This window comes from Streptomyces sp. ISL-100 (genome assembly GCF_018614615.1).
GTDB lineage: Bacteria > Actinomycetota > Actinomycetes > Streptomycetales > Streptomycetaceae > Streptomyces.
In genome coordinates this window covers 14,004-40,764 of sequence record NZ_JAGGOK010000037.1, presented here as the reverse complement: position 1 = coordinate 40,764, position 26,761 = coordinate 14,004, and the positions used below count along the sequence as shown (strand labels likewise).

The 26,761-nt window shown below is 66.6% G+C and carries 40 protein-coding genes; 33 read left to right on the top strand and 7 right to left on the bottom strand.

Annotated features, from left to right (window positions below; all coding sequences use genetic code 11):
- Positions 1-2 precede the first annotated feature (2 nt).
- The 3 genes from rpsG (at position 3) to tuf (ending at position 3,981) form a co-directional block, all read left to right on the top strand.
- Positions 3-473, top strand: a complete 471-nt coding sequence (rpsG, locus tag J7E89_RS16985; RefSeq protein ID WP_028812383.1) for a 30S ribosomal protein S7 — start codon at positions 3-5, stop codon at positions 471-473.
- Positions 474-511: 38 nt separating this feature from the next.
- Complete coding sequence (gene fusA, locus J7E89_RS16980) at positions 512-2,641, top strand: elongation factor G (RefSeq protein WP_214974367.1); 2,130 nt, start codon at positions 512-514, stop codon at positions 2,639-2,641.
- Positions 2,642-2,787: 146 nt separating this feature from the next.
- Positions 2,788-3,981 (top strand): elongation factor Tu, encoded by a 1,194-nt coding sequence (gene tuf / locus J7E89_RS16975; RefSeq protein WP_214974365.1) that lies wholly within the window; start codon positions 2,788-2,790, stop codon positions 3,979-3,981.
- 125 nt (positions 3,982-4,106) lie between these two features.
- Here tuf and J7E89_RS16970 read toward each other — a convergent pair whose 3' ends face one another.
- Positions 4,107-6,194, bottom strand: coding sequence for a PIG-L family deacetylase (locus J7E89_RS16970; RefSeq protein ID WP_214974363.1), 2,088 nt, complete (start codon positions 6,192-6,194; stop codon positions 4,107-4,109).
- Between the two features lie 235 nt (positions 6,195-6,429).
- Between J7E89_RS16970 and J7E89_RS16965 the strand changes: the two genes are divergently transcribed.
- Positions 6,430-6,960 carry an excalibur calcium-binding protein gene (locus J7E89_RS16965; RefSeq protein WP_214974361.1) on the top strand — a complete coding sequence of 177 codons (531 nt, stop codon included), beginning with the start codon at positions 6,430-6,432 and terminating at the stop codon, positions 6,958-6,960.
- A gap of 9 nt (positions 6,961-6,969) precedes the next feature.
- On the opposite strand, the gene J7E89_RS16960 is transcribed toward J7E89_RS16965, so the two are convergent.
- The 5 genes from J7E89_RS16960 to J7E89_RS16940 all read right to left on the bottom strand — a co-directional run bounded on the left by J7E89_RS16960 (position 6,970) and on the right by J7E89_RS16940 (position 9,865).
- Positions 6,970-7,557, bottom strand: a complete 588-nt coding sequence (locus tag J7E89_RS16960) for a Uma2 family endonuclease (protein WP_214974359.1) — start codon at positions 7,555-7,557, stop codon at positions 6,970-6,972.
- A gap of 55 nt (positions 7,558-7,612) precedes the next feature.
- Positions 7,613-8,521 carry a helix-turn-helix domain-containing protein gene (locus tag J7E89_RS16955; RefSeq protein WP_214974357.1) on the bottom strand — a complete coding sequence of 303 codons (909 nt, stop codon included), beginning with the start codon at positions 8,519-8,521 and terminating at the stop codon, positions 7,613-7,615.
- A 281-nt stretch (positions 8,522-8,802) separates the two neighbouring features.
- Complete coding sequence (locus J7E89_RS40910; protein WP_251060652.1) at positions 8,803-8,991, bottom strand: hypothetical protein; 189 nt, start codon at positions 8,989-8,991, stop codon at positions 8,803-8,805.
- Positions 8,992-9,141: 150 nt separating this feature from the next.
- Positions 9,142-9,396, bottom strand: a complete 255-nt coding sequence (locus tag J7E89_RS16945; RefSeq protein ID WP_214974355.1) for a hypothetical protein — start codon at positions 9,394-9,396, stop codon at positions 9,142-9,144.
- 52 nt (positions 9,397-9,448) lie between these two features.
- A complete protein-coding gene (locus J7E89_RS16940; RefSeq protein ID WP_308315504.1) occupies positions 9,449-9,865 on the bottom strand; it encodes an ATP-binding protein in 417 nt (138 codons plus the stop codon).
- A gap of 138 nt (positions 9,866-10,003) precedes the next feature.
- Here J7E89_RS16940 and J7E89_RS16935 point away from each other — a divergent pair, with 138 nt between their 5' ends.
- Together J7E89_RS16935 and J7E89_RS16930 are read left to right on the top strand one after the other, a co-directional pair.
- Positions 10,004-10,873 (top strand): helix-turn-helix transcriptional regulator, encoded by an 870-nt coding sequence (locus J7E89_RS16935; protein ID WP_214974351.1) that lies wholly within the window; start codon positions 10,004-10,006, stop codon positions 10,871-10,873.
- The gene (locus J7E89_RS16930) at positions 10,870-11,130 is read left to right on the top strand and encodes a DUF397 domain-containing protein (RefSeq protein WP_214974349.1); all 261 of its coding nucleotides are present in this window, start codon (positions 10,870-10,872) and stop codon (positions 11,128-11,130) included. Before J7E89_RS16935 ends, J7E89_RS16930 begins: the two co-directional genes overlap by 4 nt.
- Positions 11,131-11,194: 64 nt before the next feature.
- On the opposite strand, the gene J7E89_RS16925 is transcribed toward J7E89_RS16930, so the two are convergent.
- Entirely contained in the window at positions 11,195-11,998 is an 804-nt protein-coding gene (locus J7E89_RS16925; protein ID WP_214974346.1) for a hypothetical protein, read from the bottom strand.
- A gap of 520 nt (positions 11,999-12,518) precedes the next feature.
- Here J7E89_RS16925 and rpsJ point away from each other — a divergent pair.
- The 27 genes from rpsJ (at position 12,519) to rpsM (ending at position 26,718) form a co-directional block, all read left to right on the top strand.
- The gene (gene rpsJ / locus J7E89_RS16920) at positions 12,519-12,827 is read left to right on the top strand and encodes a 30S ribosomal protein S10 (protein ID WP_003948644.1); all 309 of its coding nucleotides are present in this window, start codon (positions 12,519-12,521) and stop codon (positions 12,825-12,827) included.
- 11 nt (positions 12,828-12,838) lie between these two features.
- A complete protein-coding gene (rplC, locus tag J7E89_RS16915) occupies positions 12,839-13,483 on the top strand; it encodes a 50S ribosomal protein L3 (protein WP_028812377.1) in 645 nt (214 codons plus the stop codon).
- 7 nt (positions 13,484-13,490) lie between these two features.
- On the top strand, positions 13,491-14,147 hold the full coding sequence (gene rplD, locus J7E89_RS16910; RefSeq protein ID WP_214974344.1) for a 50S ribosomal protein L4: 657 nt from the start codon (positions 13,491-13,493) through the stop codon (positions 14,145-14,147).
- Positions 14,147-14,470 carry a 50S ribosomal protein L23 gene (gene rplW, locus J7E89_RS16905; RefSeq protein ID WP_214974342.1) on the top strand — a complete coding sequence of 108 codons (324 nt, stop codon included), beginning with the start codon at positions 14,147-14,149 and terminating at the stop codon, positions 14,468-14,470. The genes rplD and rplW overlap by 1 nt, the downstream gene beginning before the upstream one ends.
- A 39-nt stretch (positions 14,471-14,509) precedes the next feature.
- Positions 14,510-15,346, top strand: a complete 837-nt coding sequence (rplB, locus tag J7E89_RS16900; RefSeq protein WP_069927446.1) for a 50S ribosomal protein L2 — start codon at positions 14,510-14,512, stop codon at positions 15,344-15,346.
- 12 nt (positions 15,347-15,358) lie between these two features.
- The gene (rpsS, locus tag J7E89_RS16895) at positions 15,359-15,640 is read left to right on the top strand and encodes a 30S ribosomal protein S19 (protein WP_214974340.1); all 282 of its coding nucleotides are present in this window, start codon (positions 15,359-15,361) and stop codon (positions 15,638-15,640) included.
- Between the two features lie 41 nt (positions 15,641-15,681).
- Positions 15,682-16,029: a 50S ribosomal protein L22 gene (gene rplV / locus J7E89_RS16890; protein ID WP_214974503.1), complete on the top strand. Its 348-nt coding sequence runs from the start codon at positions 15,682-15,684 to the stop codon at positions 16,027-16,029.
- On the top strand, positions 16,029-16,874 hold the full coding sequence (rpsC, locus tag J7E89_RS16885; RefSeq protein ID WP_214974338.1) for a 30S ribosomal protein S3: 846 nt from the start codon (positions 16,029-16,031) through the stop codon (positions 16,872-16,874). The genes rplV and rpsC overlap by 1 nt, the downstream gene beginning before the upstream one ends.
- A 5-nt stretch (positions 16,875-16,879) precedes the next feature.
- Positions 16,880-17,299, top strand: a complete 420-nt coding sequence (gene rplP, locus J7E89_RS16880; protein WP_028812370.1) for a 50S ribosomal protein L16 — start codon at positions 16,880-16,882, stop codon at positions 17,297-17,299.
- On the top strand, positions 17,299-17,523 hold the full coding sequence (gene rpmC, locus J7E89_RS16875; RefSeq protein ID WP_030368408.1) for a 50S ribosomal protein L29: 225 nt from the start codon (positions 17,299-17,301) through the stop codon (positions 17,521-17,523). Before rplP ends, rpmC begins: the two co-directional genes overlap by 1 nt.
- Positions 17,523-17,807, top strand: a complete 285-nt coding sequence (gene rpsQ, locus J7E89_RS16870) for a 30S ribosomal protein S17 (RefSeq protein ID WP_028812368.1) — start codon at positions 17,523-17,525, stop codon at positions 17,805-17,807. The genes rpmC and rpsQ overlap by 1 nt, the downstream gene beginning before the upstream one ends.
- 97 nt (positions 17,808-17,904) lie before the next feature.
- Positions 17,905-18,273 carry a 50S ribosomal protein L14 gene (rplN, locus tag J7E89_RS16865; protein ID WP_003966950.1) on the top strand — a complete coding sequence of 123 codons (369 nt, stop codon included), beginning with the start codon at positions 17,905-17,907 and terminating at the stop codon, positions 18,271-18,273.
- 2 nt (positions 18,274-18,275) lie between these two features.
- Positions 18,276-18,599 carry a 50S ribosomal protein L24 gene (gene rplX / locus J7E89_RS16860; RefSeq protein WP_069927444.1) on the top strand — a complete coding sequence of 108 codons (324 nt, stop codon included), beginning with the start codon at positions 18,276-18,278 and terminating at the stop codon, positions 18,597-18,599.
- Entirely contained in the window at positions 18,599-19,156 is a 558-nt protein-coding gene (gene rplE / locus J7E89_RS16855) for a 50S ribosomal protein L5 (protein WP_028812366.1), read from the top strand. Before rplX ends, rplE begins: the two co-directional genes overlap by 1 nt.
- Before the next feature lie 2 nt (positions 19,157-19,158).
- Positions 19,159-19,344 carry a type Z 30S ribosomal protein S14 gene (locus tag J7E89_RS16850; RefSeq protein ID WP_004571834.1) on the top strand — a complete coding sequence of 62 codons (186 nt, stop codon included), beginning with the start codon at positions 19,159-19,161 and terminating at the stop codon, positions 19,342-19,344.
- Between the two features lie 210 nt (positions 19,345-19,554).
- Positions 19,555-19,953 (top strand): 30S ribosomal protein S8, encoded by a 399-nt coding sequence (gene rpsH / locus J7E89_RS16845; protein WP_028812365.1) that lies wholly within the window; start codon positions 19,555-19,557, stop codon positions 19,951-19,953.
- 21 nt (positions 19,954-19,974) lie between these two features.
- Positions 19,975-20,514, top strand: a complete 540-nt coding sequence (gene rplF, locus J7E89_RS16840) for a 50S ribosomal protein L6 (protein ID WP_214974336.1) — start codon at positions 19,975-19,977, stop codon at positions 20,512-20,514.
- A gap of 3 nt (positions 20,515-20,517) precedes the next feature.
- The gene (rplR, locus tag J7E89_RS16835) at positions 20,518-20,901 is read left to right on the top strand and encodes a 50S ribosomal protein L18 (RefSeq protein ID WP_214974334.1); all 384 of its coding nucleotides are present in this window, start codon (positions 20,518-20,520) and stop codon (positions 20,899-20,901) included.
- 46 nt (positions 20,902-20,947) lie between these two features.
- Positions 20,948-21,553 carry a 30S ribosomal protein S5 gene (gene rpsE, locus J7E89_RS16830; RefSeq protein WP_214899101.1) on the top strand — a complete coding sequence of 202 codons (606 nt, stop codon included), beginning with the start codon at positions 20,948-20,950 and terminating at the stop codon, positions 21,551-21,553.
- Positions 21,553-21,735 carry a 50S ribosomal protein L30 gene (rpmD, locus tag J7E89_RS16825; protein ID WP_028812361.1) on the top strand — a complete coding sequence of 61 codons (183 nt, stop codon included), beginning with the start codon at positions 21,553-21,555 and terminating at the stop codon, positions 21,733-21,735. Before rpsE ends, rpmD begins: the two co-directional genes overlap by 1 nt.
- A 1-nt stretch (position 21,736) precedes the next feature.
- Positions 21,737-22,192, top strand: a complete 456-nt coding sequence (rplO, locus tag J7E89_RS16820) for a 50S ribosomal protein L15 (protein ID WP_214974332.1) — start codon at positions 21,737-21,739, stop codon at positions 22,190-22,192.
- Positions 22,193-22,427: 235 nt separating this feature from the next.
- On the top strand, positions 22,428-23,741 hold the full coding sequence (gene secY / locus J7E89_RS16815) for a preprotein translocase subunit SecY (RefSeq protein ID WP_214974330.1): 1,314 nt from the start codon (positions 22,428-22,430) through the stop codon (positions 23,739-23,741).
- Entirely contained in the window at positions 23,741-24,403 is a 663-nt protein-coding gene (locus tag J7E89_RS16810) for an adenylate kinase (protein ID WP_214974328.1), read from the top strand. Before secY ends, J7E89_RS16810 begins: the two co-directional genes overlap by 1 nt.
- Positions 24,404-24,507: 104 nt before the next feature.
- Complete coding sequence (map, locus tag J7E89_RS16805) at positions 24,508-25,344, top strand: type I methionyl aminopeptidase (RefSeq protein WP_214974326.1); 837 nt, start codon at positions 24,508-24,510, stop codon at positions 25,342-25,344.
- A gap of 272 nt (positions 25,345-25,616) precedes the next feature.
- Positions 25,617-25,838 (top strand): translation initiation factor IF-1, encoded by a 222-nt coding sequence (infA, locus tag J7E89_RS16800; protein ID WP_003956442.1) that lies wholly within the window; start codon positions 25,617-25,619, stop codon positions 25,836-25,838.
- 194 nt (positions 25,839-26,032) lie between these two features.
- Entirely contained in the window at positions 26,033-26,146 is a 114-nt protein-coding gene (rpmJ, locus tag J7E89_RS16795; protein ID WP_009740505.1) for a 50S ribosomal protein L36, read from the top strand.
- Between the two features lie 191 nt (positions 26,147-26,337).
- Entirely contained in the window at positions 26,338-26,718 is a 381-nt protein-coding gene (rpsM, locus tag J7E89_RS16790) for a 30S ribosomal protein S13 (protein WP_028812356.1), read from the top strand.
- The last annotated feature ends 43 nt before the right edge of the window (positions 26,719-26,761 follow it).

Sequence of the window (26,761 nt, the reverse complement as noted above, 5' to 3'; positions counted from 1 at the left end):
GAATGCCTCGTAAGGGCCCCGCCCCGAAGCGCCCGGTCATCATTGACCCGGTCTACAGCTCTCCTCTTGTCACGTCGCTGATCAACAAGATTCTGCTTGACGGCAAGCGTTCCACCGCCGAGCGCATCGTTTACGGCGCCATGGAAGGCCTCCGCGAGAAGACCGGCAACGACCCGGTCATCACGCTGAAGCGCGCGCTTGAGAACGTCAAGCCCTCGCTCGAGGTCAAGTCCCGCCGTGTCGGTGGCGCGACGTACCAGGTGCCGATCGAGGTCAAGCCCGGTCGTGCGGCCACCCTCGCGCTGCGCTGGGTCGTGGGTTACTCCCGCGCCCGCCGCGAGAAGACCATGACCGAGCGCCTCATGAACGAGCTGCTCGACGCCTCCAACGGTCTTGGCGCTGCCGTCAAGAAGCGCGAGGACACCCACAAGATGGCCGAGTCGAACAAGGCCTTCGCGCACTACCGCTGGTAGTCGCTACCCACATCGAGACCGAGAGAAGATTGAGCCTTATGGCCACCACTTCGCTTGACCTGGCCAAGGTCCGCAACATTGGGATCATGGCCCACATCGACGCGGGCAAGACGACCACCACCGAGCGGATCCTCTTCTACACCGGTGTGTCTTACAAGATCGGTGAAGTCCACGATGGCGCAGCCACCATGGACTGGATGGAGCAGGAGCAGGAGCGCGGCATCACGATCACGTCTGCCGCGACGACCTGTCACTGGCCGCTCAATGAGGTTGATCACACGATCAACATCATTGACACCCCCGGTCACGTCGACTTCACCGTCGAGGTGGAGCGTTCGCTCCGCGTCCTCGACGGTGCCGTCACCGTGTTCGACGGTGTGGCGGGCGTCGAGCCGCAGTCCGAGACTGTCTGGCGTCAGGCGGACCGCTACGGCGTGCCGCGTATCTGCTTCGTCAACAAGCTCGACCGCACCGGCGCCGAGTTCCACCGCTGCGTCGACATGATCGTCGACCGCCTCGGTGCGGTTCCGCTGGTCATGCAGCTCCCCATCGGTGCTGAAGCAGACTTCAAGGGCGTCGTCGACCTCGTGACGATGAAGGCCTTTGTCTGGTCCGCCGAGGCCGCCAAGGGCGAGATGTACGACACCGTCGACATCCCGGACACCCACATCGAGGCTGCCAACGAGTACCGCGGCAAGCTCCTTGAGGCTGTGGCCGAGCACGACGACGAGATGATGGAGCTGTACCTCGACGGCCAGGAGCCGACGGTGGAGCAGCTGTACGCCGCCATCCGTCGTATCACCCTCGCCTCCAAGGGCAGCGCCGACTCCGTCACCGTCACCCCGGTGTTCTGTGGCACCGCGTTCAAGAACAAGGGCGTTCAGCCCCTGCTCGACGCGGTCGTGCGCTACCTGCCTTCCCCCCTGGACGTCGAGGCCATTGAGGGCCACGACGTCAAGGACCCCGAGAAGGTCGTCCAGCGCAAGCCGGCCGACGACGAGCCGTTCTCCGGTCTTGCATTCAAGATCATGAGCGACCCGCACCTCGGCAAGCTCACCTTCGTCCGGGTTTACTCGGGCCGCCTCGAGGCCGGCAGCTCCGTGCTGAACTCGGTCAAGGGCAAGAGGGAGCGCATCGGCAAGATCTACCGCATGCACGCGAACAAGCGTGAGGAGATCGCGTCGGTGGGCGCCGGTGACATCATCGCCGTCATGGGCCTGAAGCAGACCACCACCGGTGAGACGCTCTGCGACGAGAAGAACCCGGTGATCCTGGAGTCCATGGACTTCCCGGCGCCGGTCATCGAGGTCGCGATCGAGCCCAAGTCCAAGGGTGACCAGGAGAAGCTGGGTGTAGCCATCCAGCGTCTCTCGGAGGAGGACCCCTCCTTCCAGGTGCACACCAACGAGGAGACCGGCCAGACCGTCATCGGCGGTATGGGCGAGCTTCACCTCGAGGTTCTTGTCGACCGCATGAAGCGAGAGTTCCGCGTCGAGGCGAACGTCGGCAAGCCCCAGGTCGCTTACCGCGAGACGATCCGCAAGGCCGTCGAGCGTATCGACTACACGCACAAGAAGCAGACTGGTGGTACCGGCCAGTTCGCGAAGGTGCAGATCGCCCTTGAGCCCATCGAGGGTGGCGACGCCTCGTACGAGTTCGTCAACAAGGTCACCGGTGGCCGCATCCCCAGGGAGTACATCCCCTCGGTGGACGCGGGCGCGCAGGAAGCCATGCAGTTCGGCATCCTGGCCGGCTACGAGATGGTCGGCGTTCGCGTCACCCTTCTCGACGGTGGTTACCACGAGGTCGACTCCTCGGAGCTCGCCTTCAAGATCGCCGGTTCGCAGGCGTTCAAGGAGGGTGCCCGCAAGGCCTCTCCCGTGCTCCTCGAGCCGATGATGGCCGTCGAGGTCACCACGCCCGAGGACTACATGGGCGATGTGATCGGCGACCTCAATTCCCGCCGTGGCCAGATTCAGGCCATGGAGGAGCGCAGCGGCGCTCGCGTCGTGAAGGGCCTCGTGCCCCTCTCGGAGATGTTCGGCTACGTCGGAGACCTCCGCAGCAAGACCTCGGGTCGCGCAAGCTACTCGATGCAGTTCGACTCCTACGCCGAGGTTCCGCGGAACGTCGCCGAGGAGATCATCGCGAAGGCCAAGGGCGAGTAACTCCCCCGAGTTGACGCTTTAGGCTTGACCCAACCGCCGGGGCTCTCCCCGCGACCCGTGTGTGAGAATCCCGGCGGTTGGCACCCCAGCAAAGATCACCTGGCGCCGATGAAGCAAGGCGTACAGAACCACTCCAGGAGGACCCAGTGGCGAAGGCGAAGTTCGAGCGGACTAAGCCGCACGTCAACATCGGCACCATCGGTCACATTGACCACGGTAAGACGACGCTGACCGCGGCGATTACCAAGGTGCTGCATGACGCGTACCCGACCCTGAACGAGGCCTCGGCCTTCGACCAGATCGACAAGGCTCCTGAGGAGCGCCAGCGCGGTATCACGATCTCGATCGCGCACGTCGAGTACCAGACGGAGTCGCGTCACTACGCGCACGTCGACTGCCCCGGTCACGCGGACTACATCAAGAACATGATCACGGGTGCGGCGCAGATGGACGGCGCCATCCTCGTGGTCGCGGCCACCGACGGCCCGATGCCGCAGACCAAGGAGCACGTGCTCCTGGCCCGCCAGGTAGGCGTGCCGTACATCGTTGTCGCCCTGAACAAGGCCGACATGGTGGACGACGAGGAGATCCTGGAGCTCGTCGAGCTCGAGGTTCGTGAGCTCCTCTCCGAGTACGAGTTCCCGGGCGACGACCTCCCGGTCGTCAAGGTCTCGGCGCTCAAGGCGCTCGAGGGCGACGCCGAGTGGGGCCAGACCGTCCTCGACCTGATGAAGGCCGTCGACGAGTCGATCCCGCAGCCCGAGCGCGACGTCGACAAGCCGTTCCTGATGCCGATCGAGGACGTCTTCACGATCACCGGTCGTGGCACGGTCGTCACCGGTCGTATCGAGCGTGGCATCCTCAAGGTCAACGAGACTGTTGACATTGTGGGCATCAAGGAAGAGAAGACCACCACCACGGTCACGGGCATCGAGATGTTTCGCAAGCTGCTGGATGAGGGTCAGGCGGGCGAGAACGTCGGCCTCCTCCTCCGTGGCATCAAGCGCGAGGACGTCGAGCGCGGCCAGGTCATCATCAAGCCCGGTTCGGTTACGCCGCACACCGAGTTTGAGGCCCAGGCCTACATCCTGTCGAAGGACGAGGGTGGCCGTCACACCCCCTTCTTCAACAACTACCGCCCGCAGTTCTACTTCCGTACGACGGACGTAACGGGCGTTGTGACCCTCCCCGAGGGCACCGAGATGGTCATGCCTGGTGACAACACCATCATGACGGTCAACCTGATTCAGCCGGTTGCCATGGAAGAGGGCCTCAAGTTCGCCATCCGTGAGGGTGGCCGGACCGTCGGCGCCGGCCAGGTCACCAAGATCAACAAGTAGTTTGTTGGTCTGACCTGGTTGCTCCTGCACGAGCACCAAAGAAGGGCCCCTGCTCCGTCGTTCGCGGCGGTGCGGGGGCCCTTCTGTCGTGCGGTGGCGGATAGTGCCGCGTTGCGGCAGTCCTCCTAGGGGCGCCAGAGCCACGGGGTCGCGTCCGGGCCCAGGCCGACCACTACCGGGCCCTTCGGGCCGAGGTGGAGGGTCGGGCCCTCAAGGGAGGCCGGCGTGCCCTCGCGGCGGATCAGGCGGCCCTCTGCCAGCAGCTGCGCCCGGCCCTTGCGGTCGCGGCCCAGGAGAACCGGTCCCGTGGGGGCGGATGCGGCGCCCACCGCGCCGTAACCGTTGAAGCGCAGCCCTACCGGCCTGCTGCCGCCGACTCGGGCCGTGATGAGGCGGGACGTGGCGGGGCGGCGGTAGATCAGTTCTATGCCGCCGTCGGGGGCGGTGAGGGTGGTGAGGGAGCCACCCGGGGTGGGCAGGCCGGTGACGGGGCGCGGGCCTACGGGCCTGCCGGGCGCGTCCTGCGTCCAGTGGTGCACGGTGTCGTGCCCCGCCGCGAAAACGTGGACACGGCCGCCGCCGTCCACCGCCGTGGCCAGGCCGTCCTGGATCTCGCCGCCGCCGAGGTCGCGCCAGGCGTTCCAGCGGCCGGCAGTGCTCCGGACGCGCGTACTGATGCCGTTGTCCGCGTTCCGTACGAAGAGGTGGACCCGGCCGTCGGGGGTCGCCACCGCCACGGGGGAGCCGATGCGGCGGCCCCGGTCGTGGTCCGTTTCTGGATTGCCGAGACCCGTCCAGGCGCCGAACTCGCCGCCGGCCTTGCGCTGTTCGAGCAGTACGATCTCGCGGGTATTCGCCGCGCCATGGCCGGCCAGCGCGGAGAACCGCAGGCCGAACAGGAGCTGGCGGCCCTCCCGCAGGGTCGCCGCGCCCAGCACGGGCGCCAGTGGCCCGCCGCCGAGGTCGTCCGGCGCGCCCCACGCGCCGCTGCCGGGCGCCGTCTCGCGCCAGCGTGCGACCCGCAGGCCCAGCACGCCGTACGCCGCCAGACGCCCGTCGGGGCCGGCGGCGACGACCGGGCGGGCGCCGGGGTAGCGGTAGTGGGTGGAGCGGACCCAGCCCTTGCGGTTGGTGAGCGGGCGGTCGCCGCCGACGTTGTAGTCGCCGCAGCCCGCCGCGTTCCCGCACTCCCAGTCGGGAGCGCCGCCGTACGGGACGAGGTGGGACGCCTTCTCCCTGAGCACCGGCTCGGAGAGGTTCTTCGGCCAGTGGCGGTTGTAGTAGCCGCGGAAGGACGTGGCGACGAAGCCGGGCACGTCACCGCCGCCCTCCGTCGCCTCGGCGACGCGCCGGATCATCGCCGCCCAGGCGAACGACGCGACCGCGGTGTGGTCGGCGTGGTCGGAGTACCCGGGCTGCTCACTGTCGCGGCGCCGCGTGGCCTCGTCGCTGTGCTGGATGTCGGGGTCCGGGTCGAGGGTGTGCACGACCGTGGGCCGGTAGCGCTCCAGCAGTCCCGCGAGTACGTCGATGAGCCCGTCGTAGTTGTACGAACCGGCCTTCTCCAGGGGCGAGTCGTCCGCCACGACGGTACGGAGGGAGAGCCCGCGCGCCTCCCAGAGGCTGGGTAGACCCATGCGCCCCCATGAGGTGTGCATGGCCAGGTTGAGGAAGATCAGCTCGACGCGGCGGTCGCCGTTGACGAGGGTGTTCAGCTCGGCTTTGTGGTCCCCGCGCAGGGTGGTCACGGACTTCTGCCACGTGGTGAACCGGGGGAGGCCCAGGAGGACGGCGTACGCCTGACGCAGTCCCTGATGGCGGGCGGAGGAGTACGCCGTCCGGTCGGCGGGCTGCGGACCCGCGCCGGGTATCCGGTTGACGCCATTGGCCTCACCGGCGGTGACGTACACGCAGACCAGCGGGACGCCGGAGTCCAGCGTCTGCCGGGTGTCCGGGTTCATGAAGTACAGGTCGTCGTCCGGGTGGGCGAGTATCTGCATCAGCAGTGCGTGCCGGGGGCTGGATATCTGCTTGCCGGGGACCGGGTCGGCGGCGGGGCCCTTGCGGCGCGGGGCGGGGACGGAGCACGAGGTGAGGGCGAGGCCGGCGGTGAGGGCGGCGGCGGACGCGACCAGAGCGCGCCTGGTGGGGCCCGGTGTGGTGGCGTCCTGGGGGCAGGCAGCAGCAGGCCCCCGTCCGGTCGTGCTGGTCACGCGCCGCGCTCCGTCCGCTTCCCCCGCAGCGGGCGTTGCTCGCGCCGCGCGTACATCCGTCGATCGCTTAAGGCGCCGATCCCACCCCCCGGGGGACCGGCCGCGCTGGACTAGACGGCTGTTCGGGCGTCGGGGTTGCCTCGGCCGGGCAAGCCGGTTCGTCGGCGCGTCAGCCGGTGACGCTGTCTGCCACAGTCGAGTGGCAGGGAAAGATCACCTTGCTTACGTTCGAGAAATGAATCTTCGTACTGCCGCAGCAGCCGTGGTACTGGCTGCCGCCGCCTCCGTACCGCTGTCCGGCGTTTCCTACGCGCAGCCCGACCTCGACTGCAGCGACTTCGCCTTCCAGGAGGAGGCGCAGGCGGAGTACAACCGGGACCCCAGTGACCCGCACGGGCTGGCCGAGGACCAGGGGGAGGACGACGGCGTGGCGTGCGAGGCGCTGCCCAGCAGGGGCGAAGTCGGCACAGCCACAGCCACGCCACCGGCGCCGGCCACAGCCACCGTCACAGCCACAATCCCGGCCCCCGTGCCGACCACGGCCACCGCCACAGCCCCAGCGACGGCTACAGCCACGCCCACTCCCTCACCCGTTCAGCCCACTGCGTCCCCCACTCTCGGGGTCAGGGGCGGCACGGGCAGTACGGCCGCAGGCGGCAGCAGTACCGCCGAGACCTTGTACGGCCTCGGGCTGGCGGCCGGTGCCGCCGCTCTGACCGTTGGCTTCGTGGTCGCCAAGCGACGTCGCCGCGCCAGGCGGCTGTGAGCGGTGCGGCTACGGGTAGCGCGGCAACTGCTCCGTCGAGATCGTCCACTCGCCGATGGTGACGCCCTCGCCGTAGACGAAGTCCTTCCGGGTCGCGTACCGGGGACCGTCCGGTGTCGGGTGGATGTCGGACAGCACAGCTCCGGCACCCGTACGAGGATCAAAGATCGCGTACACCGGGATTCCGAGCAGCGGATAGTCGCGCATCTTGCCGACCCAGTCGTTGTCCGGGTTGGACCGGGACACGACCTCGATCGCGGCGATGAGCGTGCGGGGGTCGAAGGACCCCTCGCCCTCCATGTCCGCCTCGGCGATCACCATGACGTCGGGATGACGCATGATGCCCTCTGCCGCCTCTTCCATATCCGGCGTCCCCGTGTGGGCTACGAGCTCTTCCGGCAGGACCTTCTCAAGACGCCTCCGCACGCGCAGCGTGGTGAGCTCATGCGGCTTTGCGGGCGACATCATGTCGTGGACGATCCCTTCCTTGGTGATCTCGAATTTGCCGGGAAGGGTGTCGTCCATGGCCTGAACGAACTCCCGCATCACCTGGTACTGGCGGGAGTCTCGCCGTGCGTCGTCCGGGGCGATGGTCATGGCGCTCGCTCCTCGTGGTCGGTGTCCCCGGGCAAGAAGGGTCGTCACCTTCATGCTAGGCGGCCCCCGGAACGACCGGGCGGCAGTCGCGGCAGCGGCCGGGTTCCGGGGCGCGGAAGGGGCGGTCGCAGCCCTCGCAGTCCTGGAACGGATCCGGTCGTACGACGACGGGTTCGGGCGGGAGCGGCCCCGGCATCAGCTCGGTCAGCCGGTGCGCGATCAGGCCCGCTGGGCTGGTCGGCTGCTCCGGCAGGCCCGTGGTCAGGGCTTGGCGCACGGCCTCGGGAGCGGCGCTGCGTTCCAGCCAGGCGGCGACACCGGGGGCCAGCCGGTGCACGTCCCGCTCGGCGAGCGTCAGGCGCGGGTCGTCCTGGCGCAGGCGCGCGAGGAGGTCGACGGCGACCCTGTCGCGTACTGGGTCCTCGGTCAGTGGCTCGGGGAGCGGTGGAGTCACGCGTCGTGGCGCGGCGGCGGCGGAGGCCGGGGCCGGAGCGGGTTCCGGCGGCGGCGCCGGCTGCTGCTCCACGGGTACGCCGACGGGCGCGGGCCGGGCCGCCTTCGGCCGCCGGGGCCGGGACGGGGCAGCGGCGGCGGGGCGTGCTCCCGGCTGGTTGCAGGACACCGTACGGGTGACGATCCGGCCGTTGGGCAGCCGCTCCCGCGACCGCTTCAGGTAGCCGCAGGCCTCCAGCTCCCGCAGGGCGGAGGCGATACGCGCCTCGCTCTCCGGGAACCGAGCCGCGAGGAACTTGATGCCGATACGGGCCCCGGCGGGCAGTGACTGGATGTGTACGGCGAGCCCGATCGCGACCAGGGTCAGTTCGCGGTGCTGGCTGAGGTGGTTGCCGACGACGGTGTAGCGGCTGGTGTGCCGGGTGTTGGCGTGAACGACGCCGGAACGGGTGGCAGCCCGACGATCACCGGACGAGGCGCGCGAACGCGCGCTAAGGTGCTGAACATCCATCGGGAAGCTGCTTCTTCCTCGTTGGTCAGGCCCTCGTTCGGGATGCCAGTCCCGGCGGGGGCCGTCGCATGTCTGTGGTTGTCGGGGCGAGCATATGCCAGGCAACCGGCAGCGAAGCCAGCCCAGTTGGCGAACGCCACCCGTGTGGGTGACGGGAGGCTGGTGGGGTTGGGAAGGGTCTTTTGCTCCGCCGGATTGAAAGTTTTAGATGTCGCGCCGCCCCACGACGCGGCCCACCGGGTCGCGGCACACCGCGACCCGGTCCAGAAGTCCGCGAGTGCTCAAGGAAGCAGCGTGAGCGCGCTGACATGCCGGGGGCGCACGATACGAAAGTGCCGCAGATCGATGGTGGCGATGTCGCTCGCTCTCAGTCGCTCGGCAACCGCGATCACCGACGCGTCGGCCGCTCCGAGCGGGAGATCGGCGTACTGCTCGACCAGGTCGACCATGCGCGAGAGGTCTTCACACATTAGCGGGACGAGACGCAGCTCATCGGATGCCAGGGCGCGCAGAAACATCGCTTCAGCTCGTGTGCCGCCGCGTGTTGCCAGGAGGTAGCCCCGAGTGGCGGGCGTCCTTGGAGTTGAACGCGGCGACGATCGGCCCCGTGTCGCAGATGATCACTGATCGGTGCCGCCCAGCTCCTCGCGGAGAATGTCGGATGAGCGCGTCGCCAGATCCGGCTCTGCCTCGATGGCCCCACCGAAGGAAAGCCGTCGGCGTCGCTGGGCTTCGGTGGGCGCGGCAGGTTCGGGCGCTGGTGTGTTGTCGACGACGAGTTGCAGCACCACGGACCGCACCGCCTCGGCCTGCTCTGGTCGCAGCCTGTCAATCAGGCGGTGCAGTTCTGGATAGTGGTCGGAGGCCACGCTCATACGTCGAGCTTAGCCGCCAGCCCCTCGCGCCGCCGGTGGCAGAGGGAACGAGTCAGCGCACGAAACTGATCTCGGCCCACACCGTCTTGCAGGGCAGCGGCCCGGACGCAACTCCCCAGCGGTCCGCGAGCGCGTCGACGAGCAGCAGCCCGCGCCCCGACTCTCCGTCGCCGGGCGCCTGAGCCGCCGGCAGCCGATCACCGCGTGCGTCGGTCACCTCGATACGGAGTGTGTCGGTGGCGGTGACGGTGAGCGTGAGCCGGAAGTCCCGCCCCGGCACGCGGCCGTGAGTCGTGGCGTTCGTAGCCAGCTCGGCGACGACAAGGGCGGCGTTCTCCAACGGGAGGCCCCAGGAGCGCAGTTGCTCGGTCGCGAGCAACCGCGCGAGCCGGGCGCCCCGGCGGGTGGCGGAGAGCTGGACGGCGTACTGCCGCGTTCCGGCATGGGTTTGGGTGATTTCTCGATTCACATCACCCAGCGTGGCGGGACGCATCTACGCTGAACAGCGACGACGCATATACGGACAGTGACTGTCCGGTCGCGGCCCGGTCCTGTCCGGCCCGTACGAGGCGTCGGGCGCGCGGGCACGTCGGAGGTGGGTGTCGGTATGGGCGGCGACAGTACGGACTACACGACGGACGGGGCGGACGGCCCCGGCTGGGACACGGGCCTGGAGGACGACTCCGGTGCGGTGCTCAAGGCGGTGAGCCGCCAGCTCAAGCTCTGGCGCGAGGCTGCGGGTCTGCGGCAGGTCGAGTTTGGTGCGGCGATCGGGTACGGCGAGGAAATGGTCTCGGCGGTGGAACGCGGCCGGCGCATCCCCAAGCCGGAGTACCTGGACCGCGCGGACGAGGTCCTGGGCGCGGGCGGCAAGATCTCCGCGATGAAGAAGGACGTGGAGGAGGCGCGGTACCCGAAGAAGGTCCGTGATCTGGCGAAACTGGAGGCGGAAGCGGTCGAGCTCGGCGCGTACGGCAACCACAACATGCACGGCCTGTTGCAGACGGAGGAGTACGCGCGGGCGCTGTTCGACATGCGGCGGCCCGCGTACTCCGTGGATGAGTTGGACCGGCAGGTGGAAGCTCGTATGGCAAGAAGGGTGATCTTCGACCGGTCGCCCGCCCCGGCCCTCACCTTCGTGCAGGAAGAGGTGACGCTTCGGCGTCCGATCGGGGGCAGATTGGTGCTGCGCCGACAGCTCGAACGACTCCTGGAAGTCGCCCAGTTGCGGAACGTTGAGATGCAGGTGATGCCGACGGATCGCGACGACCATGCAGGAATGGCCGGTCAGCTTCAGGTGTTGAAGTTCGGGGACGGTTCAGCGGTGGGCTACTCGGAGGCGCAGCTGATGAGCCGCATGGTCCCCGATCCGAAACAGATCCAAATCCTTGAACTTCGGTATGGGATCATCCGGGCCCAGGCTCTTAGCCCACGGGAGTCGCTGGCCTTCATCGAGAAAGTGCGGGATGAGACATGACTCTTAAGCCCTCTGCCGGGGACGCCTCCGCGCTGGAGTGGAGCAAGAGCAGCCACAGCACCAATGACGGCCCCAACTGCGTCGAGGTTGCGTGGACCAAGAGCAGCTACAGCGCCAGCGATAGCAACGACTGCGTCGAGATCGCGGCAGGCTGCGGCACCGTCCACGTCCGCGACTCCAAGAACGTGCGCGGCCCACAGCTCGGGTTCGCGCCCGACGCCTGGGCCGACTTCGTGGCGTACGCGTCCACGAGCTGACTCGCACGCCCGAGCCCCTGCCCTGTTTGACCGAGGGCAGGGGCTCGGAGGCGCTTAGGGGCCGTCAGTCGTCTGCGAAAAGGTCCTCAGCGGAGGTGGCGGTGAGGGTGCGGGTGAGCCAGGCGCTGAGAGTGTCGAGGTCGGTACAGCTGGTGATGCGGTGGCGGGCGTTGTCGGGGATCTCGATGCCGCGCCGGGTGAGCATTAGCAGGATGTCCTCCGTCCGCGCCTCTAGCCGGCCCTCGATGACCATCAGGTCCCTCCAGATCTGAGCTGCCGGGGCGGTGCCCAGGCCCAGTTCTGCGAGTTCGATGACGATGCTCGCGGTGTCTCGGTCCACGGCCCTCAACCCAGCGGCCAGCGCTTTCAGCACGGCGTCGGCCTCCGGGGCCTTGCCGTGGGTGATCGCGGAGAGCGTGGCCAGGAGGATGTCGCGGGCGGCTGCGGCGGGGTCGGTGAGGGCCGGGACGTTGTGCGGGCCCAGGACCAAGGGGCGCATCGTCAGGGCCGGCCACTGCGGGAGGCCGATGTCGACCGGTTCGGCAGCCCAGGCTGCGGTGTTCCTGTCCTGGCACACGACGAGAAGTACCGGCGGAACGCCGTACTCGACATTGAGGCGGGTCAGGGAGTAGACCCAGCTTGCACGCCTCGCCGGGTCCTCCTTCTCCTGGGCCTGGACCGCCAGCAGAAAGCTGCTGGCCGGGTCGGCGGTGTCGAAGCGCAGCAGTGCGTCCACGCGGTCGGTTGGGAGCAGGGTGACGGCGACGGGGTCGTCGAAGGGGAGGTCGAGTGCCCGGAAGGTGCGGGTGAAGGCACCCGGTGCCTCCTGGAGGATGCGGTGCATAGCCTCATGCGAAGAAGTGACCATGGCATATGACGCTAGAGAGGCGATTGCCGCTCGTGCCGCCGTACGGGGGGTCCTTCACCCGCACGGGTGGACGGCGTGTGCGGCGCGCCCGGACGGCGGTGCGGTTTGACGTGCGTCGCGCACGGGGTAATCTTCTGCGCCCGATTGGCGCGGGCTGTGCCCCGTATGGCAGACTGTCGGGGTTGCTCGGTTGAGTGCCGATGCTGCGCGCCTCCCGTCGGGAGGACCGGAAGCGAGTCCCACAGTACTCGTCGCCTTAACTGCCCCTCAGGGCAGCGCTGGGGCGGACGTACGGGAATCTTTCGGGAAGCGTCAGCGGGGCTGATACCAGGCGCCCGGTGGGTGTTCTGCCCCCGGCTCGCGGTCGCGGACCGCATCCCCTACTGCAGGGAAAACCTTCGGGATTTCTACGTGGCGAGGATGCGACACGCCCGACCGCGTGGGTCGGAGCAGAGCGGTGCTTTCCCAGACAATCCACGGGTCCCAGAGCGTTACGAGAGAACAGGACTACTAGGTAGCCATGGCGGGACAGAAGATCCGCATCCGGCTCAAGGCCTACGACCACGAGGTCATCGACTCTTCGGCGAAGAAGATCGTCGAGACGGTGACTCGCACTGGTGCGTCGGTCGCAGGCCCGGTGCCGCTGCCCACAGAGAAGAACGTGTACTGCGTCATCAAGTCGCCGCACAAGTACAAGGATTCTCGCGAGCACTTCGAGATGCGCACGCACAAGCGCCTCATCGACATCCTCGACCCCACCCCCAAGACCGTTGACTCGCTGATGCGCCTGGACCTTCCGGCCGGCGTTGACATCGAGATCAAGCTCTGAGGGGCGCGGAGATGGCTAAGCAGATTAAGGGAATCCTGGGCGAGAAGCTCGGCATGACCCAGGTCTGGGACGAGAACAACCGGGTTGTCCCGGTGACCGTCGTCAAGGCCGGGCCGAATGTCGTGACCCAGGTCCGCACGAATGACTCCGACGGCTACGAGTCGGTCCAGATCGCCTTCGGCGAGATCGACCCTCGCAAGGTGAACAAGCCCCTCAAGGGCCACTTCGCCAAGGCCGACGTGACCCCGCGCCGCCACCTGGTGGAGCTCCGTACCTCCGACGCCAGCGAGTACACGCTCGGCCAGGAGATCACTGCCGAGGTGTTCGAGTCCGGCGTCAAGGTTGACGTCACGGGCAAGAGCAAGGGCAAGGGCTTCGCCGGTGTCATGAAGCGTCACAACTTCGCCGGTGGCAAGGCGTCCCACGGTGCCCACCGCGTGCACCGTAAGCCTGGTTCCATCGGTGGCTGTGCCACCCCCGGCCGTGTCTTCAAGGGCATGCGCATGGCGGGTCGTATGGGCAACGAGCGGGTCACCACCCAGAACCTGACCGTCCACGCCGTTGACGCCGAGAAGGGTCTGCTGCTCATCAAGGGCGCCGTCCCCGGCCCCAACGGTGGCCTCGTCCTGGTCCGTACCGCGGCCAAGGGGGTTTGAGGAACCGATGAGCACCATTGACATCCTTACGCCGGCAGGCGACAAGGCCGGTACCGTCGAACTCCCCGCGGAGATCTTCGACGCCAAGGTCAGCATTCCGCTGATCCACCAGGTCGTTGTCGCACAGCTGGCTGCTGCCCGTCAGGGCACGCACAAGACCAAGCGTCGCGGCGAAGTCCGTGGTGGCGGCAGGAAGCCCTACCGCCAGAAGGGCACCGGCCGCGCCCGTCAGGGTTCGACCCGCGCCCCGCAGTTCGCAGGCGGTGGCGTCGTACACGGCCCGCAGCCGCGTGACTACTCGCAGCGCACGCCCAAGAAGATGAAGGCCGCCGCTCTGCGTGGCGCCCTCACCGACCGGGCCCGTAACGCTCGCATCCACGTCGTCTCCGACGTGGTCGAGGGTGCGGTTGTGTCCACGAAGGCCGCGAAGTCCCTGCTGGGCAAGGTCAGCGAGCGCAAGCACGTGCTCCTGGTCGCCGAGCGTTCGGACGAGGCCGCGTGGCTCTCCGCCCGCAACCTGCCCCAGGTGCACCTCCTGGAGCCGGGCCAGCTGAACACGTACGACGTGCTCGTCTCTGACGACGTGGTCTTCACCAAGGCTGCTTTCGAGTCTTTCGTGTCTGGCCCCACCAAGGCCGATGAGACCGAAGGGAGCGACGTCTGATGGCTGAGGCGACCGTAACCAGCAAGACCTTCACGGACCCGCGCGACGTCCTCGTCAAGCCGGTTGTATCCGAGAAGAGCTACGCGCTGCTCGACGAGAACAAGTACACGTTCATCGTCGCGCCCGGCACCAACAAGACCCAGATCAAGCAGGCCGTCCAGGCGGTCTTCGGGGTCAAGGTCACCGGTGTCAACACGATCAACCGGCAGGGCAAGCGCAAGCGCACCAAGACCGGCTTCGGCAAGCGCGCTGACACCAAGCGCGCCATCGTGACCCTCGCCGAGGGCGACCGTATCGACATCTTCGGCGGCCCGACCTCCTGACGGAGGTCGAGTCGTCCGGAATCGGACGAGGACTGAGAAATGGGAATCCGCAAGTACAAGCCGACGACGCCGGGCCGCCGTGGCTCCTCCGTCGCCGACTTTGTCGAGATCACGCGGTCCACGCCGGAGAAGTCGCTGGTCCGCCCCCTGCACAGCAAGGGCGGCCGTAACAACGCCGGTCGGATCACCGTTCGCCACCAGGGTGGCGGACACAAGCGCGCCTACCGCGTGATCGACTTCCGTCGTCACGACAAGGACGGCGTGCCGGCCAAGGTCGCGCACATCGAGTACGACCCGAACCGCACCGCGCGCATCGCGCTCCTGCACTACGCAGACGGCGAGAAGCGCTACATCATCGCACCGCGTGGGCTCACGCAGGGTGACCGGATTGAGAACGGCCCTGGCGCCGACATCAAGCCCGGCAACAACCTGGCGCTGCGCAACATCCCGGTCGGTACGACCATCCACGCCATCGAGCTGCGGCCCGGCGGCGGCGCGAAGTTCGCCCGTTCCGCGGGTGCCTCCGTGCAGCTGCTGGCGAAGGAGGGCACGATGGCCCACCTTCGTATGCCTTCCGGTGAGATCCGCCTGGTCGACGCCCGCTGCCGCGCCACGATTGGCGAGGTCGGCAACGCCGAGCAGTCGAACATCAACTGGGGCAAGGCCGGCCGTATGCGTTGGAAGGGCGTCCGCCCGACCGTTCGTGGTGTCGCGATGAACCCCGTTGACCACCCGCACGGTGGTGGTGAGGGCAAGACTTCCGGTGGTCGTCACCCGGTCAGCCCGTGGGGTCAGAAGGAAGGTCGTACTCGCTCGCCGAAGAAGGCATCGAGCAAGTACATCGTCCGCCGCCGCAAGTCGAACAAGAAGCGCTAGGAGCGGGTTTAGATGCCGCGCAGTCTCAAGAAGGGGCCCTTCGTCGACGGACACCTCATCAAGAAGGTGGACGTACAGAACGAGGCAGGCTCCAAGAACGTCATCAAGACCTGGTCCCGGCGCTCGATGATCATCCCGGCCATGCTGGGACACACGATCGCGGTGCACAACGGCAAGATTCACGTCCCGGTGTTCGTCACCGAGTCGATGGTCGGCCACAAGCTCGGCGAGTTTGCGCCGACCCGCACCTTCCGCGGCCACGTCAAGGACGACCGCAAGTCGAAGCGCCGCTAAGGCGGGGTGCGAAGACTATGAACGACACCGAAGGGACAACCATGGAAGCCAGGGCCCAGGCGCGGTACATCCGCGTCACGCCCATGAAGGCCCGCCGCGTGGTGGACCTTATCCGTGGCATGGATGCCACGGAGGCTCAGGCGGTCCTGCGTTTCGCCGCGCAGGCCGCGAGCGTGCCGGTCGGCAAGGTGCTTGACAGCGCCATCGCCAACGCCGCGCACAACTACGACCACTCGGACGCTTCCTCGCTGGTCATCAGCGAGGCGTACGTCGACGAGGGCCCGACCCTGAAGCGGTTCCGTCCGCGTGCTCAGGGCCGTGCCTACCGGATCCGCAAGCGGACCAGCCACATCACCGTGGTCGTCAGCAGCAAGGAAGGTTCCCGGTAATGGGCCAGAAGGTAAACCCGCACGGGTTCCGGCTCGGCATCACCACGGACTTCAAGTCCCGTTGGTACGCCGACAAGCTGTACAAGGACTACGTCAAGGAAGACGTCGCCATCCGCAGGATGATGACGTCCGGCATGGAGCGCGCCGGCATCTCGAAGGTTGAGATCGAGCGCACCCGTGACCGCGTGCGTGTGGACATCCACACCGCTCGTCCGGGCATCGTCATCGGCCGCCGTGGCGCCGAGGCCGACCGCATCCGCGGTGACCTCGAGAAGCTCACGGGCAAGCAGGTGCAGCTGAACATCCTCGAGGTCAAGAACCCCGAGATGGACGCTCAGCTGGTTGCTCAGGCCGTTGCCGAGCAGCTCTCCTCCCGCGTCTCCTTCCGTCGCGCCATGCGTAAGAGCATGCAGGGCACGATGAAGGCCGGCGCCAAGGGCATCAAGATCCAGTGTGGTGGCCGTCTCGGCGGCGCCGAGATGTCCCGGTCCGAGTTCTACCGCGAGGGTCGTGTGCCGCTGCACACGCTGCGCGCGAACGTGGACTACGGCTTCTTCGAGGCCAAGACCACCTTCGGCCGTATCGGCGTGAAGGTCTGGATCTACAAGGGCGACGTCAAGAACATCGCCGAGGTCCGTGCCGAGAACGCCGCGGCCCGTGCGGGTAACCGCCCGGCCCGTGGTGGCGGCCCGGCCGACCGTCCGGCCGGTGGCCGTGGTGGTCGTGGTGGCGAGCGTGGCGGCCGCGGCCGCAAGCCGCAGCAGGGTGCACCGGCAGCAGAGGCCCCCAAGGCCGACGCTCCCGCCACCTCTGCTCCGGCTGAGAGCACCGGAACGGAGGCCTGACCGAAATGCTGATCCCTCGTAGGGTCAAGCACCGCAAGCAGCACCACCCCAAGCGCCGCGGTATGGCGAAGGGTGGCACTGAGGTCGCATTCGGCGAGTACGGCATCCAGGCGCTGACCCCGGCGTACGTGACGAACCGCCAGATCGAGGCTGCTCGTATCGCGATGACCCGCCACATCAAGCGTGGCGGCAAGGTCTGGATCAACATCTACCCGGACCGCCCGCTCACGAAGAAGCCTGCCGAGACCCGCATGGGTTCCGGTAAGGGTTCTCCGGAGTGGTGGATCGCGAACGTGCACCCGGGTCGGGTCATGTTCGAGCTGTCCTACCCGAACGAGAAGATTGCTCGTGAGGCGCTCACCCGCGCTGCTCACAAGCTTCCGATGAAGTGCCGGATTGTTCGGCGCGAGGCAGGTGAGTCGTGATGGCGGCCGGTATCAAGGCGACCGAGCTGCGCGAGCTCAACGACGAGGACCTCGTCGCGAAGCTCCGTGAGGCCAAGGAAGAACTGTTCAACCTCCGCTTCCAGGCGGCGACCGGACAGCTCGAGAACCACGGCCGGCTCAAGTCCGTCCGTAAGGACATCGCCCGGATCTACACCCTGATGCGCGAGCGCGAGCTGGGCATCGAGACGGTGGAGAGCGCCTGATGAGCGAGAAGAATGTGACTGAGACGACTGAGCAGCGCGGTTTCCGCAAGACCCGTGAGGGTCTCGTCGTCAGCGACAAGATGGACAAGACTGTCGTCGTCGCTGTCGAGGACCGCGTCAAGCACGCCCTGTACGGCAAGGTCATCCGCCGTACGAACAAGCTCAAGGCTCACGACGAGTCCAACGCCGCAGGCGTCGGCGACCGCGTCCTCATCATGGAGACGCGTCCGCTGTCGGCAAGCAAGCGCTGGCGCATCGTCGAGATCCTCGAGAAGGCCAAGTAATTCCTAGCGGGATTCTCCCCACTAGGCAGTTCCGCCAGGCTCGGCAGGGGCACTTCGGTGCCCCTGCCGGGAACCGGCAGACGATCAGGAGATAGACGTGATCCAGCAGGAGTCGCGACTGCGTGTCGCCGACAACACGGGTGCGAAGGAAATTCTCACCATCCGTGTTCTCGGTGGCTCGGGTCGCCGCTACGCGGGCATCGGCGACGTCATCGTCGCCACCGTCAAGGACGCGATCCCCGGTGGCAACGTGAAGAAGGGTGACGTCGTCAAGGCGGTCATCGTTCGCACCGTCAAGGAGCGCCGCCGCCAGGACGGCTCGTACATCCGCTTCGACGAGAACGCCGCTGTCATTCTCAAGAACGACGGCGACCCTCGTGGCACCCGTATCTTCGGCCCGGTGGGCCGTGAGCTGCGCGAGAAGAAGTTCATGAAGATCATCTCGCTCGCGCCGGAGGTGCTGTAAGCATGAAGATCAAGAAGGGCGACCTGGTTCAGGTCATCACCGGTAAGGACAAGGGCAAGCAGGGCAAGGTCATTCTGGCCGTGCCCCGCGAGAACCGTGTCCTGGTCGAGGGTGTCAACCGGGTCAAGAAGCACACCAAGGCCGGTCAGACCGCTCGCGGTTCGCAGACCGGTGGCATTGTGACGACTGAGGCCCTGATCCACGTCAGCAACGTTCAGCTGGTTGTGGAGAAGGACGGCAAGAAGGTCGTTACCCGCGTCGGCTACCGCTTTGACGACGAGGGCAACAAGATCCGCGTTGCCAAGCGGACCGGTGAGGACATCTGATGACTACCACCACCGCACCGCGCCTCAAGCTGCGCTACCGCGAGGAGATCGCGGGCAAGCTGCGTGAAGAGTTCTCGTACGAGAACGTCATGCAGATCCCCGGTCTCGTCAAGATCGTGGTCAACATGGGTGTGGGCGACGCCGCCCGCGACTCCAAGCTGATCGATGGCGCCATTCGCGACCTCACCACGATCACGGGCCAGAAGCCGGCCGTCACCAAGGCCCGGAAGTCCATCGCGCAGTTCAAGCTGCGCGAGGGTCAGCCGATCGGCTGCCACGTCACCCTCCGTGGTGACCGCATGTGGGAGTTCCTGGACCGTACGCTGTCGCTCGCGCTGCCGCGTATCCGTGACTTCCGTGGTCTGTCGCCGAAGCAGTTCGACGGCCGTGGCAACTACACCTTCGGTCTCACGGAGCAGGTCATGTTCCACGAGATCGACCAGGACAAGATCGACCGGGTCCGGGGCATGGACATCACCGTGGTCACCACGGCGACCAACGACGACGAGGGTCGTGCCCTCCTTCGTCACCTCGGCTTCCCGTTCAAGGAGAACTGACCGTGGCGAAGAAGGCCCTGATCGCTAAGGCGGCCCGCAAGCCGAAGTTCGCTGTGCGCGCGTACACGCGTTGCCAGCGCTGCGGCCGGCCGCACTCCGTCTACCGCAAGTTCGGCCTGTGCCGCGTGTGCCTTCGTGAGATGGCTCACCGTGGCGAGCTGCCGGGCGTGACCAAGAGCTCCTGGTAGTACGGGACTTCCCGTACTCCAGAGGCTCTCGGTAAGTATCTGGTCGGCAGGAGCCCGACACCGCATGCCGTAGGCTTGCGGGGTTGGGCGCCTGCCGCCCTGACCGACTTACTACGCCGTAGGTCCCCGCACCGCACCCGTCCCGCCACTGAGTGGGGAGAGGGATGGCGCATACAGGAAACCCCGGCGAGAGAGGCCGAAGGCCAATTCATGACCATGACTGATCCGATCGCGGACATGCTGACTCGTCTGCGTAACGCGAACTCGGCGTACCACGACACCGTGGCTATGCCGCACAGCAAGATCAAGTCGCACATCGCGGAGATCCTCCAGCAGGAGGGCTTCATCACTGGCTGGAAGGTCGAGGACGCCGAAGTTGGCAAGTCCCTCGTCCTCGAGCTGAAGTTCGGCCCGAACCGTGAGCGCTCCATTGCGGGCATCAAGCGGATCTCGAAGCCGGGTCTGCGCGTTTACGCGAAGTCCACCAACCTGCCGAAGGTCCTCGGCGGCCTGGGCGTGGCGATCATCTCCACGTCCCACGGTCTCCTGACCGGCCAGCAGGCAGGCAAGAAGGGCGTAGGTGGGGAAGTCCTCGCCTACGTCTGGTAGTCGGGAACGGAGGAAAAGCTAATGTCGCGAATCGGCAAGCTCCCCATCCAGGTTCCCGCCGGTGTGGACGTCACCATCGATGGCCGCACGGTCGCGGTGAAGGGCCCCAAGGGTTCCCTCTCGCACACCGTTGCCGCGCCGATCGAGGTCACCAAGGGCGAGGACGGCACCCTTGCGGTGCTGCGCCCCAACGACGAGCGTCAGAACAAGGCCCTCCACGGCCTGTCCCGCACGCTGGTGGCGAACATGATCACCGGCGTGACCACGGGTTACACCAAGGCGCTCGAGATCAGCGGTGTCGGTTACCGCGTCCAGGCGAAGGGCTCCAACCTGGAGTTCGCCCTGGGCTACAGCCACCCGATCGTCGTTGAGGCCCCCGAGGGCATCACCTTCAAGGTCGAGTCGCCCACGAAGCTCAGCGTCGAGGGCATCGACAAGCAGAAGGTCGGCGAGGTCGCCGCTAACATCCGCAAGCTGCGGAAGCCCGACCCGTACAAGGCCAAGGGCGTCAAGTACGCCGGCGAGGTTATCCGCCGCAAGGTTGGAAAGGCGGGTAAGTAAGCCATGGCATACGGTGTAAAGATCGCCAAGGGTGACGCGTACAAGCGCGCTGCCATCAAGCGCCGCCACATCCGGGTTCGCAAGCACGTCTCCGGTACGCCGGAGCGTCCGCGCCTGGTCGTGACGCGTTCCAACCGCAACATTGTCGCGCAGGTCATCGACGACATCGCGGGCCACACGCTCGCTTCGGCGTCGACCCTGGACACCTCGATCCGTAGCGGCGAGGGCGACAAGAGCGCCCAGGCCCAGCAGGTTGGTGCGCTCGTTGCTGAGCGCGCGAAGGCTGCCGGCGTCGAGGCCGTCGTGTTCGACCGTGGTGGCAACAGGTACGCCGGGCGCATTGCCGCTCTGGCTGACGCCGCCCGCGAAGCCGGGCTGAAGTTCTAAGCCCCGGTTCCGGGACTAACGGACGTAACAGAGAGAGGTAAATCCAATGGCTGGACCCCAGCGCCGCGGAAGCGGTGCCGGTGGCGGCGAGCGGCGGGACCGGAAGGGTCGCGACGGTGGCGCTGCCGCCGAGAAGACCGCTTACGTTGAGCGCGTTGTCGCGATCAACCGCGTTGCCAAGGTTGTCAAGGGTGGTCGCCGCTTCAGCTTCACCGCGCTGGTCGTGGTGGGCGACGGTGACGGCACTGTAGGCGTCGGTTACGGCAAGGCCAAGGAAGTTCCCGCGGCCATTGCCAAGGGCGTTGAAGAGGCCAAGAAGAGCTTCTTCAAGGTTCCGCGCATCCAGGGCACCATCCCTCACCCGATTCAGGGCGAGAAGGCTGCGGGCGTCGTCCTGCTCAAGCCGGCTTCCCCCGGTACCGGCGTTATCGCCGGTGGCCCGGTGCGTGCCGTACTCGAGTGCGCCGGCGTTCACGACATCCTGTCGAAGTCGCTCGGCTCGTCGAACCCGATCAACATCGTGCACGCGACTGTGACGGCCCTCAAGGGTCTGCAGCGTCCCGAGGAGATCGCGGCTCGCCGTGGTCTGCCCCTCGAGGACGTGGCCCCCGCGGCCCTGCTCCGTGCTCGTGCTGCGGGAGCGGGTGCGTAATGGCCCGTCTCCAGATCACGCAGACGAAGTCGTACATCGGCAGCAAGCAGAACCACCGCGACACCCTGCGTTCGCTCGGGCTCAAGCGCCTGAACGACGTGGTTGTCAAGGAGGACCGCCCCGAGTTCCGCGGAATGGTTCACACCGTCCGCCACCTCGTGACGGTTGAGGAGGTCGACTGACATGGCGGAGAACAACCCGCTGAAGGTCCACAACCTCCGGCCCGCCCCGGGCGCCAAGACCGCCAAGACCCGTGTGGGTCGTGGCGAGGCGTCCAAGGGTAAGACCGCAGGTCGTGGTACCAAGGGCACCAAGGCCCGTTACCAGGTTCCGCAGCGCTTCGAGGGCGGGCAGATGCCCCTCCACATGCGTCTGCCGAAGCTCAAGGGCTTCAAGAACCCGTTCCGCACCGAGTACCAGGTCGTGAACCTGGACAAGCTCGCCGACCTCTACCCGCAGGGTGGAGAGGTCACGGTGGCCGATCTGGTCGCCAAGGGCGCGGTTCGTAAGAATGAGCTCGTCAAGGTGCTCGGCGCCGGCGAGATCTCCGTGGCGCTGACGGTTACGGTTGACGCCGTTTCCGCCTCCGCCAAGGAGAAGATCGCTGCCGCTGGCGGCACCGTCACCGAGCTCGTCTGAGAGACGAGCCCGATGGCTTGAACATCGACCGGGGATGCCTCACATATGGGGCATCCCCGGTTGGTCGTTCCAAGGGGGGCATCGTCGCCGGTATGGTGGCGTGCACCGTTAACTTCCGTGCGGTGTGTCCGCACGGCTTTTGACTGCTATTTGTTGCATTCGTTGTTCCGTCGGATTCGTCGATCCTCAATACCGTCACCTCTGACGCAGTAGCGCGGGGGTCGCAGGAGGCACCGTGCTCACCGCGTTCGCCCGGGCGTTCAAGACGCCCGACCTGCGCAAGAAGCTGCTCTTCACACTGGGCATCATCGTGCTGTACCGGCTCGGGGCCCACGTTCCGGTTCCCGGCGTCAACTACAAGAACGTGCAGATCTGTGTCGACTCGGCAGAGACGGGCGGGCTATTCGGGCTCGTCAACCTGTTCAGCGGTGGCGCTCTGCTGCAGATCACGATCTTCGCGCTCGGCATCATGCCGTACATCACGGCGAGCATCATCCTCCAACTTCTGACCGTGGTGATCCCGCGACTGGAGGCCCTCAAGAAGGAGGGACAGTCCGGTACGGCCAAGATCACGCAGTACACGCGTTATCTGACGGTCGCCCTGGCCGTGCTGCAGGGCACCGGCCTGGTGGCCACCGCCCGTAACGGCGCGATCTTCCAGGGCTGTCAGGTCGCGGATCAGATCGTCCCGGACAAGTCCATCTTCGTGACGATCACGATGGTCATCACGATGACCGCGGGCACCGCGGCCGTCATGTGGCTCGGTGAGCTCGTGACCGACCGCGGCATCGGCAACGGCATGTCGATCCTGATGTTCATCTCGATCGCCGCCGGCTTCCCGGGCGCCCTGTGGGCCATCAAGAAGTCCGGAGAACTGGCCAACGGCTGGATTGAGTTCGGCATCGTGATCCTGGTCGGCTTCGCCATGGTCGGCCTTGTGGTCTTCGTCGAGCAGGCGCAGCGCAGGATCCCCGTGCAGTACGCGAAGCGCATGATCGGGCGCAAGTCCTACGGCGGTACGTCCACGTACATCCCGCTCAAGGTGAACCAGGCCGGTGTGATCCCGGTCATCTTCGCGTCGTCGCTGCTCTACATCCCCATGCTCATCGTTCAGTTCAGCGGTGGCGGAGCAAACTCCAGCTGGGGCAGGTGGATTCAGGGGAACTTCGTGGATGGCAAGCCCATCTACATCGCCACGTACTTCCTGTTGATCGTGTTCTTCGCCTTCTTCTATGTGGCGATTTCGTTCAACCCCGAGGAAGTCGCCGACAACATGAAGAAGTATGGTGGCTTCATCCCGGGTATCCGGGCAGGCCGGCCTACTGCCGAGTACCTGAGCTACGTGCTCAACCGGATCACTTGGCCGGGCTCGCTGTATCTGGGTCTGATCGCTCTTGTGCCGACGATGGCGTTGGCAGGCTTCGGCGCGAACGCGGACTTCCCCTTCGGTGGAACAAGCATCCTCATCATCGTGGGTGTGGGTCTCGAGACCGTGAAGCAGATCGAGAGTCAGCTCCAGCAGCGCAATTACGAAGGGTTCCTCCGCTGATGCGAATCGTCCTCGTCGGGCCGCCCGGTGCCGGCAAGGGAACGCAGGCCGCTTTCCTTGCCAAGAACCTGTCGATCCCGCACATCTCAACGGGCGACCTCTTCCGCGCCAACATCAGCCAGGGCACTGCCCTTGGCAAGCAGGCGAAGGCGTTCATGGACGCCGGCAACCTGGTGCCGGACGAGGTCACCATCGGGATGGCCAAGGACCGCATGGCCCAGGACGACGCCAAGGGCGGCTTCCTGCTGGACGGCTTCCCGCGGAACGTCTCGCAGGCCGTGGCGCTCGACGAGTCGCTGAAGGCCGAGGGACAGCAGCTGGACGGCGTGCTGGACCTGGAAGTCCCCGAGGACGAGGTCGTCAAGCGGATCGCGGGTCGCCGTACCTGCCGCAACGACTCGAGCCACGTCTTCCACGTGACGTACAGCCCGCCCGAGCAGGACGGCGTCTGCGATGTCTGCGGCGGCGAGCTCTACCAGCGTGGCGACGACACTGAGGAAACGGTGCGGCGTCGGCTGGAGGTCTACCACAGCGAGACCGAGCCGATCATCGACCACTACAAGGCTCAGGGCCTGGTGGTCACCATCTCCGCGCTGGGCAAGGTCGACGAAGTGACCAAGCGCGCGATGGAAGCCCTGAAGAAGTCCTCCGACGAGGGCTGATCGAGCAAGCAGTACAACGGTTGCGGCCGCGGTGTCCGAGAGGCGCCGCGGCCGTACTGTTGGGCGGGGTACAAGTAGTTGCAGCGAATGTGGAAGGCACACGCATGGTGGAGATCAAGACCCCCGAGCAGATCGCGAAGATGCGCGAGGCGGGGCTGGTCGTCGCCGCCGTCCACGCGGCCACGCGTGAGGCGGCCGTGCCGGGCGCCACCACCAGGGATCTGGACGAGGTGTCCCGCAAGGTGCTCGCCGAGCACGGTGCGAAGTCGAACTTCCTCGGGTACGGCGGTTTCCCCGCCACCATCTGTACGTCGGTCAACGAGGTCGTTGTCCACGGCATCCCGGACGAGAAGACGGTCCTCAAGGACGGCGACATCATCTCGATCGACGCCGGCGCGATCGTCCACGGCTGGCACGGGGACGCGGCGTACACCGCATTCGTCGGTACGGGGCACGCGCCCGAGCTGATCGAGCTGTCGCGGGTGACCGAGGAGTCGATGTGGGCGGGCCTCGCCGCGATGAAGCTGGGCAACCGGCTGGTCGACATCTCGAAGGCGATCGAGTCGTACATCCGTCGCCAGCCGCGTCCGGCGACGGGCAAGTACGGGATCATCGAGGACTACGGCGGGCACGGCATCGGCTCCGAGATGCACATGGACCCGCACCTGCTGAACTACGTCACGCGCAAGCGCGGCAAGGGCCCGAAGCTGGTTCCCGGCTTCTGCCTGGCGATCGAGCCGATGGTGAGCCTCGGTACGGCGCAGACGGATGTCCTGGAGGACAACTGGACCGTCGTGACCACAGACGGGACCTGGTCCTCGCACTGGGAGCACTCGGTGGCGCTGACGGAAGAGGGACCGCTGGTCCTGACCGCGGTGGACGGCGGCAAGGCGAAGCTGGCTGAGTACGGGGTTACGGCCGCGCCGGATCCGCTGGGCTGAGCTCGGTCCGTCGGCGGGCGGAGTCCGGCGCAGTCGCTCGATGCTTGTGAGGCGCCCCGGGCGCCGAGCCCGCGAGAGCGGCGTTGAGGAGCGGCTCCGCTGGGCTGAGCCCGGTCCCGCCGTGCGGAGTATCGATCTTGACTGTTGGGCACACTTGCCGGATTCGTCTTTTCCGGGTGCCTGACGTAGACTGACTCGTCGGCTCGCGTGTGCCCGTATGCCTGCATACGGATGCGTGAGTCGATCAAGGTAGCCGATTCGAAGGGCGAAGCGTGGCCAAGAAGCAAGGTGCCATCGAAATCGAGGGCACCGTGATCGAGTCCCTCCCGAACGCAATGTTCAAGGTGGAACTTCAGAACGGTCACAAAGTCCTAGCGCACATCAGCGGCAAGATGCGTATGCACTACATCCGCATCCTCCCGGATGACCGGGTCGTGGTGGAGCTGTCTCCGTACGACCTGACGCGTGGCCGGATCGTTTACCGATACAAGTGAGCTTGGGCTAGTCCTGCACTTGCCTCGGCGGCCGGGAGGGTCGTTGCTGGACAGGCTTGACCTGTCAAACTCTCCGGAGCGATCCAGGAGAGAGTCTTCCTGATCCGTCAGGAAGAGAACTCCAACGGTACAAGTAGATCTTTGCCCCGCCTCCGCCTGGTGCGGGGGCACTGACCCGGAGAACCTCACATCCCATGAAGGTCAAGCCGAGCGTCAAGAAGATCTGCGACAAGTGCAAGGTGATCCGCCGTCACGGCCGGGTCATGGTCATCTGCGAAAACCTGCGCCACAAGCAGCGCCAGGGCTGACGTACGACCCCCTGCATCTCGCAGAACTTCGCGCGACGCAAGCAAAAACGTAATTACGCAGAACCCAGTGCCCACGGGTGCTGACACCTCCGGCGGAGGCCGGGGACCTGGTCCGTAACGCTCCTTGAGGGGAGTGGTCGGTGGCCACGGAGCGGTTCTGCGGAAGACCTCCGAGCAAACAGGAGCCATGAATGGCACGCCTTGAAGGCGTTGACCTCCCGCGCGAAAAGCGTATCGAGGTCGCCCTTACCTACGTCTTCGGCATCGGTCGTACCCGTGCCCAGGAGACTCTCGCCGCTACCGGCGTGAACCCGGACACGCGCGTTCGTGACCTGGCCGAAGAGGACCTGGTCAAGATCCGCGAGTACGTCGACGTCAACTTCAAGACCGAGGGTGACCTCCGTCGCGAGGTGCAGGCCGACATCCGCCGCAAGGTTGAGATCGGCTGCTACCAGGGTCTGCGTCACCGCCGCGGCCTGCCGGTTCACGGCCAGCGCACCAGCACGAACGCTCGTACCCGCAAGGGCCCGCGTCGCGCGATCGCCGGCAAGAAGAAGCCGGGCAAGAAGTAGTCCTCAGCCGGACGCTTATCAGCGGTCTTCGCTGTAGGACCGA